The organism is Aeromicrobium sp. (assembly GCF_036676885.1).
Classification (GTDB): Bacteria; Actinomycetota; Actinomycetes; order Propionibacteriales; family Nocardioidaceae; genus Aeromicrobium.
This window is the reverse complement of sequence record NZ_JAKFCB010000387.1, coordinates 1-6,374: the sequence shown is the minus strand read 5'-3', so window position 1 is coordinate 6,374 and position 6,374 is coordinate 1. Positions and strand designations below refer to the sequence as shown.

At 71.4% G+C, this 6,374-nt stretch carries 6 protein-coding genes; 1 reads left to right on the top strand and 5 read right to left on the bottom strand.

Annotated features, from left to right (window positions below; all coding sequences use genetic code 11):
• Together manB and V6M46_RS18580 are read right to left on the bottom strand one after the other, a co-directional pair.
• On the bottom strand, positions 1-1,043 hold a 1,043-nt coding region (gene manB / locus V6M46_RS18585; protein ID WP_332667848.1), incomplete at its 3' end, for a phosphomannomutase/phosphoglucomutase.
• Positions 1,040-1,360 (bottom strand): DUF3499 domain-containing protein, encoded by a 321-nt coding sequence (locus tag V6M46_RS18580; RefSeq protein WP_442880557.1) that lies wholly within the window; start codon positions 1,358-1,360, stop codon positions 1,040-1,042. The genes manB and V6M46_RS18580, both read right to left, overlap by 4 nt.
• 57 nt (positions 1,361-1,417) lie before the next feature.
• Here V6M46_RS18580 and V6M46_RS18575 point away from each other — a divergent pair, with 57 nt between their 5' ends.
• Entirely contained in the window at positions 1,418-1,864 is a 447-nt protein-coding gene (locus tag V6M46_RS18575; protein ID WP_332667844.1) for a metallopeptidase family protein, read from the top strand.
• On the opposite strand, the gene V6M46_RS18570 is transcribed toward V6M46_RS18575, so the two are convergent.
• From V6M46_RS18570 to V6M46_RS18560, 3 genes are read right to left on the bottom strand one after another with little or no spacing between them, the layout of a single operon-like run.
• Positions 1,861-3,201, bottom strand: a complete 1,341-nt coding sequence (locus V6M46_RS18570) for a DUF5719 family protein (RefSeq protein WP_332667842.1) — start codon at positions 3,199-3,201, stop codon at positions 1,861-1,863. The genes V6M46_RS18575 and V6M46_RS18570 overlap by 4 nt on opposite strands.
• The gene (locus V6M46_RS18565; protein WP_332667840.1) at positions 3,198-5,999 is read right to left on the bottom strand and encodes a glycosyltransferase family 2 protein; all 2,802 of its coding nucleotides are present in this window, start codon (positions 5,997-5,999) and stop codon (positions 3,198-3,200) included. Before V6M46_RS18565 ends, V6M46_RS18570 begins: the two co-directional genes overlap by 4 nt.
• 37 nt (positions 6,000-6,036) lie before the next feature.
• A complete protein-coding gene (locus V6M46_RS18560; RefSeq protein ID WP_056212467.1) occupies positions 6,037-6,291 on the bottom strand; it encodes a WhiB family transcriptional regulator in 255 nt (84 codons plus the stop codon).
• Positions 6,292-6,374: the final 83 nt, after the last annotated feature.

Here is a 6,374-nt window from a genome sequence, read left to right as displayed (position 1 = left end):
GCGGCGATCATCCCGGAGTCGGCGAGGAAGAAGTCCTTGAAGTAGAAGTGTCCCGAGTGCTCGCCGCCGAACACCGCGCCGGTGCGCGCCATCTCGGCCTTGATCAGGGAGTGACCCACGGGCGTGCGAACGGCGGTGCCACCGTTCTCGGCGATGATCTCCGGCACGGCCTTCGACGTGATGACGTTGTGCAGGATCGTCGCGCCCGGCGTCGTCAGCAGCGCGCGCGAGGCGATGAGCGCCGTGATCGCCGACGGTGAGACGACGTCACCGCGCTCGTCGATCACGAAGCAGCGATCCGCGTCGCCGTCGAAGGCGAGGCCGATGTCGGCGCCGGTGTCACGGACCGTGGCCTGCAGGTCGACCAGCGTGCTGTGGTCGAGCGGGTTGGCGTCGTGGTTGGGGAACGTGCCGTCGAGCTCGAAGTACATCGGGGTCAGCTCGACGTTGAGCGTCGCGAAGACCGACGGCACGGTGTGGCCCGCCATGCCGTTGCCGGCGTCGGCCACGACCTTGAGGCGTCGGCGGGCCGGCACCGGCACGAGCTCGTGGAGGTAGGACGCGTAGCGGCTCAGCGCGTCGAGCTCCTCGTACGTGCCGGTGGGCTCGGGCAGCTCGGTGCGAGTCAGGAACTCGGTGGCCTGCTCCGCGATCGCCGAGAGCCCGGTGTCGTAGCCGATCGGCCTGGCACCGGCGCGGCACAGCTTGATGCCGTTGTATGCCGCCGGGTTGTGGCTCGCGGTGATCATCGCGCCGGGCAGGTCGAGGTCACCGGAGGCGAAGTAGAGCAGGTCGGTCGAGGCGAGCCCGATGCCGATGACGTTGCCGCCCTGGGCGCGTACGCCGTCGGAGAACGCCTCGACGAGGAGTGGCGACGTGTCGCGCATGTCGTGGCCGATCACGACCGTGCCGCCGCCGGCGACGCCGGTCTCGAGGGCGAAGGCCTCGCCGAGGGCACGGGTCAGGGCAGGGTCGAGCTGTTCGGGCGAGCGGCCGCGTACGTCGTACGCCTTGACCACCTCCGCCAGACGGGGGTCGATCAAGATTCGGGCCTCACGAGTCGAAGGGCGGGTGGACCATCGGGAATGGGTGCCGGAGGACGGCCGGCCTCGCGCACCGCGTCGGCCAGCGCGAGCAGGTCGTCACGGCTGGGCTCGGCGGCGGCCGGGTCCGGTGCGAGGCGCAGGACGTTCCAGCCCTGCGGTGCGGACATGCGCTGCGAGTGCTCGGCGCACAGGTCGTACGTGTGCGGCTCCGCGTAGGTCGCCAGCGGGCCCAGGACCGCGGTCTGGTCCGCATAGACATAGGTCAGCGTCGCCACTGCCGTCTGGGAGCACGCAGATCGCGTGCATCGTCTCACCGCACCCACGAGGTGAGGTTATCCCCCACTCCGAAGCGCGCGCGTTAGGCTCACCGCATGGATCACTTCGGTGGCGCCGTCAGCGGTCCGCGACCCGGCCGGATGCGCGACCGGCGCGGCCGTGGCCCCCGGGGCCCGATGGCCCTGCCGGGCCCGCTCTCACCCCGCAGCGTGCCGGTGCACCGCCCGGCCCGGGCCTCGTTCGACCTGCTCGTCGGCGACGTCCTCTCCGCCCTCGAGCCGCACTTCGCGGTCGAGCCGGACCACGTCGAGGTCGTCGTCGAGGAAGCCCCCATGCTCCCGCCGGAATGGACCGACGACGTGCCCCTCAGCATCGTCGCGCCCGGCGCCGAGGGCTCTCGCGTCGTGCTGTTCCGCATCCCGATCGCCCAGCGCTGCGCCAGCAACGACGACCTCGAGGACCTCGTGTGGACGGTCGTCCTCGACCGGCTCGCCGAGGTCTGGCACATGTCGCCCGACGACCTCGACCCGCGGCCGCGCTAGGAAACGGGCCGGACCTGCGGGCTGAGCACGGTCACCGGCGCCGCCGTGAGAGCCAGCGAGCTGATGCCGTCACCCTTGACGTACGTCGCCGCGGCGACGACGCTGCCGTGCGGCGTGACGACGAAGTACGCCGCGTCGCGGGTCTCGAGCCGGGACCACGTCGTCGTGCCGGCCTTGATCTTCAGCGTGCTCGAGGCCAGTCGCCGCATCGAGGTGTCGTAGGCCTGGACGTCGACCGATGCCGCGCCGTCCGGGGCGCTCAGCAGGAGCCGTGGCGCGCCGATCTTGGGGCCGACCGCGACCGGGACGATCGCCGGTCCGGACAGCGCGGGCACCGCCTCGGCGTAGGCGTAGTCCTTGTTGCCGGGCGCCATGCGCACGGTGGCCGAGATCGGCTGGTCGGAGGTCAGCTTCAGCGCCTGGGCGCCGCTGCCGGCCGACCTGGGCACCGTGACCGATCGCGTGGCACCCGCCCGGACCTTGATCTGGTCCAGGCCCGAGGGGGTGAACGTGTTCTTGGGGCCGATGACCTTGACGTCGACCCGCGCCGTCGACTGACCGGGGTTGACCATCATCAGCGTCCGTCCCTCGGCACCCTGCACGAGCCCACCGACGACCTGCTCGCGGCGGGGCGAGAGCGTCGCGGCGACCGGCTCGGTGCCGCTGAACACCGAGGTCGAGCTGTCGTTGACGACGGCCGACAGCGAGCCGCGCCGCCGGTGCACGTGCATCGCGAGCTCGCGCTCCCCTGCCGCCAGCTCGTCGAGCCGGATCCGCCGGACCGACGACGGCTTGACGACGATGCCCTCGGACCCGACGGCGTCGATCTTGCCCTTGGGGCCCCACAGCGACAGGTCGACCGCGGCCGGCGTGTCGGCCAGGTTCGTCAGGATCAGCGTCGAGAAGTGCTTGCCGCCGGACCCCAGGCCCAGCAGCCAGGCATCGTCGACGACGCCCGGGCACGAGCCGACCACGAGGCCGCCGCCGCCCCTCTTGGGTGCTGTGCCGGCGAAGAATCCGACGGGGCCGGATGCCCGTCCCTGCTGCTCGACCATGACGCCCGAGCCGTCGACCACGGCTGTACGCCAGGCTGAGGTGTCCTCCAGCCTGGCATCGCGTGCGCGGCCCGGGAGGACGTTGGCCGTCGCACCGGTGCCGGGGCGGACCTGTCCTGCGGCGACTGTGATGACCGAGCCACCCGGGCAGGCGTACGACGCCTCCGTGACCGTCACGCGTGACGGCGGACGGGCCGAGTCGGAGCTCGACGGCGCGACGAGAGCAAGCAGCACGAGCGCGGCCGCGGCGAGCGGGAGCACGAGGATGCGGAGGTCCTTCATGCGGTGGTCACCTCGGCTTCTTCCCGGTCGTCCAGCGGTTCGGGTGCGGCCCGACGGCGTACCGGCGCGGTCAGCACGATCGCCACCAGCCAGACCAGGGCCTGGGCCCCGATCAGCGGGCGGTGCCACCACGGCGTCGCGGACGCTTCGTTGGTCGGTTCCGGGGTGAGTGTCCAGACCCGCGACCCGGGTTCGTCGCTGCCGGCCGGCGTGAGCCGCGGTGCGGCGTCGATCCGCCGGCTGACCTCGGTGTCGGCGTCGGGCGCGTAGATCGAGTCGATGCCGAGCTCACCGAGCGCGTCGATGTCCGCGGCCGTCGCCTGCGCGAGGACGCGGCGCACCACGGCAGTGAGCCGGGCCGAGTCGGACGATGACGCCGTCACGGCCTCCTCGCCGAGGAACGGACCGTCGCCGGCGACGACGCGGTAGTCGACGCCGTCGTCGATGCTCCCGGTCATGATCAGGGTGTCGCCGGGGCGTTCGGCCAGGAAGGCCGGTACGACATCGACTCGTCCGTTGTCGATCGGGTCTGCGGCGCCACGGACGATCCACCAGCCCGCAGTGCCGACCGGCAGCACCAGCGCGACGACAACGACCACTGTGAGCACGGGGCGGGGCCAGGACAGCGCGGCCGGCACCGCGAGCAGGATCGCGGTCAGGAGGCCACCGATCCACACGACAGTGGGGATGCCGACCCAAGGGGTGATGTCGGCCGGACCGGCGTGGGTCGAGTAGGTGACGAGCGTCCCCGCCAGCGCCGCACCGAGCCCCAGCAGCGCCACCAGCCAGGAGAGCAGAACTCCCGTGCGGGTGCGGCGTGGCACCAGCGCCACGAGCGCCAACGCGAGCACCCCGACGGTCAGCCACTCAGGGGCCGCTCCGGGTCCGCCTGCGCGGCCGAGCACGATGTCGCGCACCGTGGCGGATCCGGGCAACGGGTAACCGGCCTCCCACCACATGCGCCACGGACGGAGGGCGCGCTGGGCCAGCCAGGGCCCGAGCAGGACCAGCGGCACCACGGCCGCGATCACGAGCTGCCCACGGACCCAGCGCCCTTCGGCGTACCAGAGGATCAGCAGGCCGCCGAGGCTCAGCGGCAGGACGATGGGTGCGAACGCGGACGCGAACGCGACCCAGATGCCGAGCCGGAGGGCGAGCTGCCAGCCGGGGTTCTCGGCCAGCTGCCACGCCGTGTTGGCGATGATCGGCAGCACGACGAGGGCGACGACGGTGCCGAGGCGGCCCTGGCTCACGGCGCCGGCCGCGACGACGCACAAGGCGTACGAGACGGCCCACACCATGCGCGGTATGCGGTGCGGGCTGATCTGGCGGCCGAACCGGTGCGCCGTCAGGGCCGCGAGTGGCACCGAGAACACCATGACGATCGTGATCAGGAGACCCGGGTGGAACCAGACGGGCGTCGACACCGCCGCGAGGGGAAGCGCGAACACCGGCGGCAACGTCTCGCTGGGGAGCCCGACGTCGTGGCGGGGGCCGAACAGCAGCTGCCACCATCCCCCTGAGGTGCCGGGAGCCGGCGGCAACGCCCCACCGTTGAGGCTCCCGCCGATCAGGCCTCGGCCGGCGATGAGGGAGAGCACGATGAGCACCAGCACCGTGGCCAGCCACGGACGACGCTGCAGCAGCGACGGGCCGTCGTCGAGGTCCTCGACCTCGTCGGGCGCCTGGTCCAGGGTCGTCGACCGGCGGCCGACCGTCTCGACGGCCTCGGGCTTGATCAGGGCGGTCGCGGTGTCCCGCACCATGTCGAAGCCGTGCTGGTACGGCAGCCAGAACGGCGCAAGCAGGTGGCGGATCTCGCGGTGCGGACGCTTCGCGGTCGCGCGCCTGCGCCTCCGCGCCTTGAGGAGCTTGAAGGGGTGGGTGTACGCCGAGCGCAGCGCCAGGAGCTCGTCGCTCGCGGCCTCGGGGTCCTTGCCCATCAGCAGCCCGGCGACCCGCATGAGGGATCCGCAGAACAGCCGGAAGTACTGCCACAGGAAGAGCGGCATCGGGGTGTTGGCCAGCAGCGTGTAGATCGCCGCGCGGCGCTCCTCCCAGTGCGGCACGTCTCCCGCGGTGCGCGTACGCGTGCCGCGCCGGCTCGACTCGGCGTGGAACACCACGGCGCTCGGCGCGGTCATCGTCCGGTGCCCGGCCCGGGCGATCCGCCAGCCGAGGTCGATGTCGTCGTAGAACAGCGGGAGGTTGGGGTCGAGGCCGCCCACCTCGTCCCACACGTCGCGGCGGATCAGCATGCCGGCGGTGTTGACCGCCAGGACGTCGCGCGGTCGGTCGTGCTGACCGGCGTCGGGCTCGCCGGTCTCGAGGCCGGTCTCGCGGGAGCCGGTTGCGGTGATCGTCAGGCCGACCTCGAGCAGGCGGCGCAGCGAGGGCCATTCACGGATCTTGGGGCCGACGGCCGCGACGTCGGGTGCCGAGGTCGCGGTGTCGAGCAGGCCCGAGAGGGTGCCGGGCAGGACCGAGGAGTCGTCGTGCAGCAGCCAGATCCAGTCCGTACGGGGCATCGACTCGAGCGCGAGGCGTACGGCCTCACCGAAGCCCGTGCCGGACGGGGCGTACGTGATGCGCTCGGCCCCGAACGAGTCTCGCAACAGGTCCGCGCTGCCGTCCGTCGAGCTGACATCGACGACGCGCCACGTGGTCGGGGCGTAGAACATGTGGGCAAATGAAGCGAGGACCTTGGGAAGCCAGGTCGCGCCGTTGTGGGCCACGAGGATCGCGCCCACGGTCGGTGGATCGTCGAGCCAATGGCGCGTCTCACTCGTCTCGTCCACGTAGAGCGACTCTAGTGGACGAGGAAAACGCAGCCTCTTAAGCCCGCTTCTTCAGCTTGCGACGTTCACGCTCGGACAGACCGCCCCAGATGCCGAACCGCTCATCGTGTGCCAGGGCGTACTCGAGGCACTCTCCACGGACGTCGCACGTCAGGCACACTCGCTTGGCCTCACGTGTGGATCCGCCCTTCTCAGGGAAGAATGCCTCGGGGTCTGTCTGAGCGCACAGCGCACGCTCTTGCCACATGAGTTCTTCATCGAGCTCTTGCGGCAGACCCAGATCGAATGACATACATGGAATTACAGTCCTGTCACCTGTCACAAGTCAAGCCGAATGGCAAGATTCACGAAATCTCCGGCGTGTCGCCCGCCTGC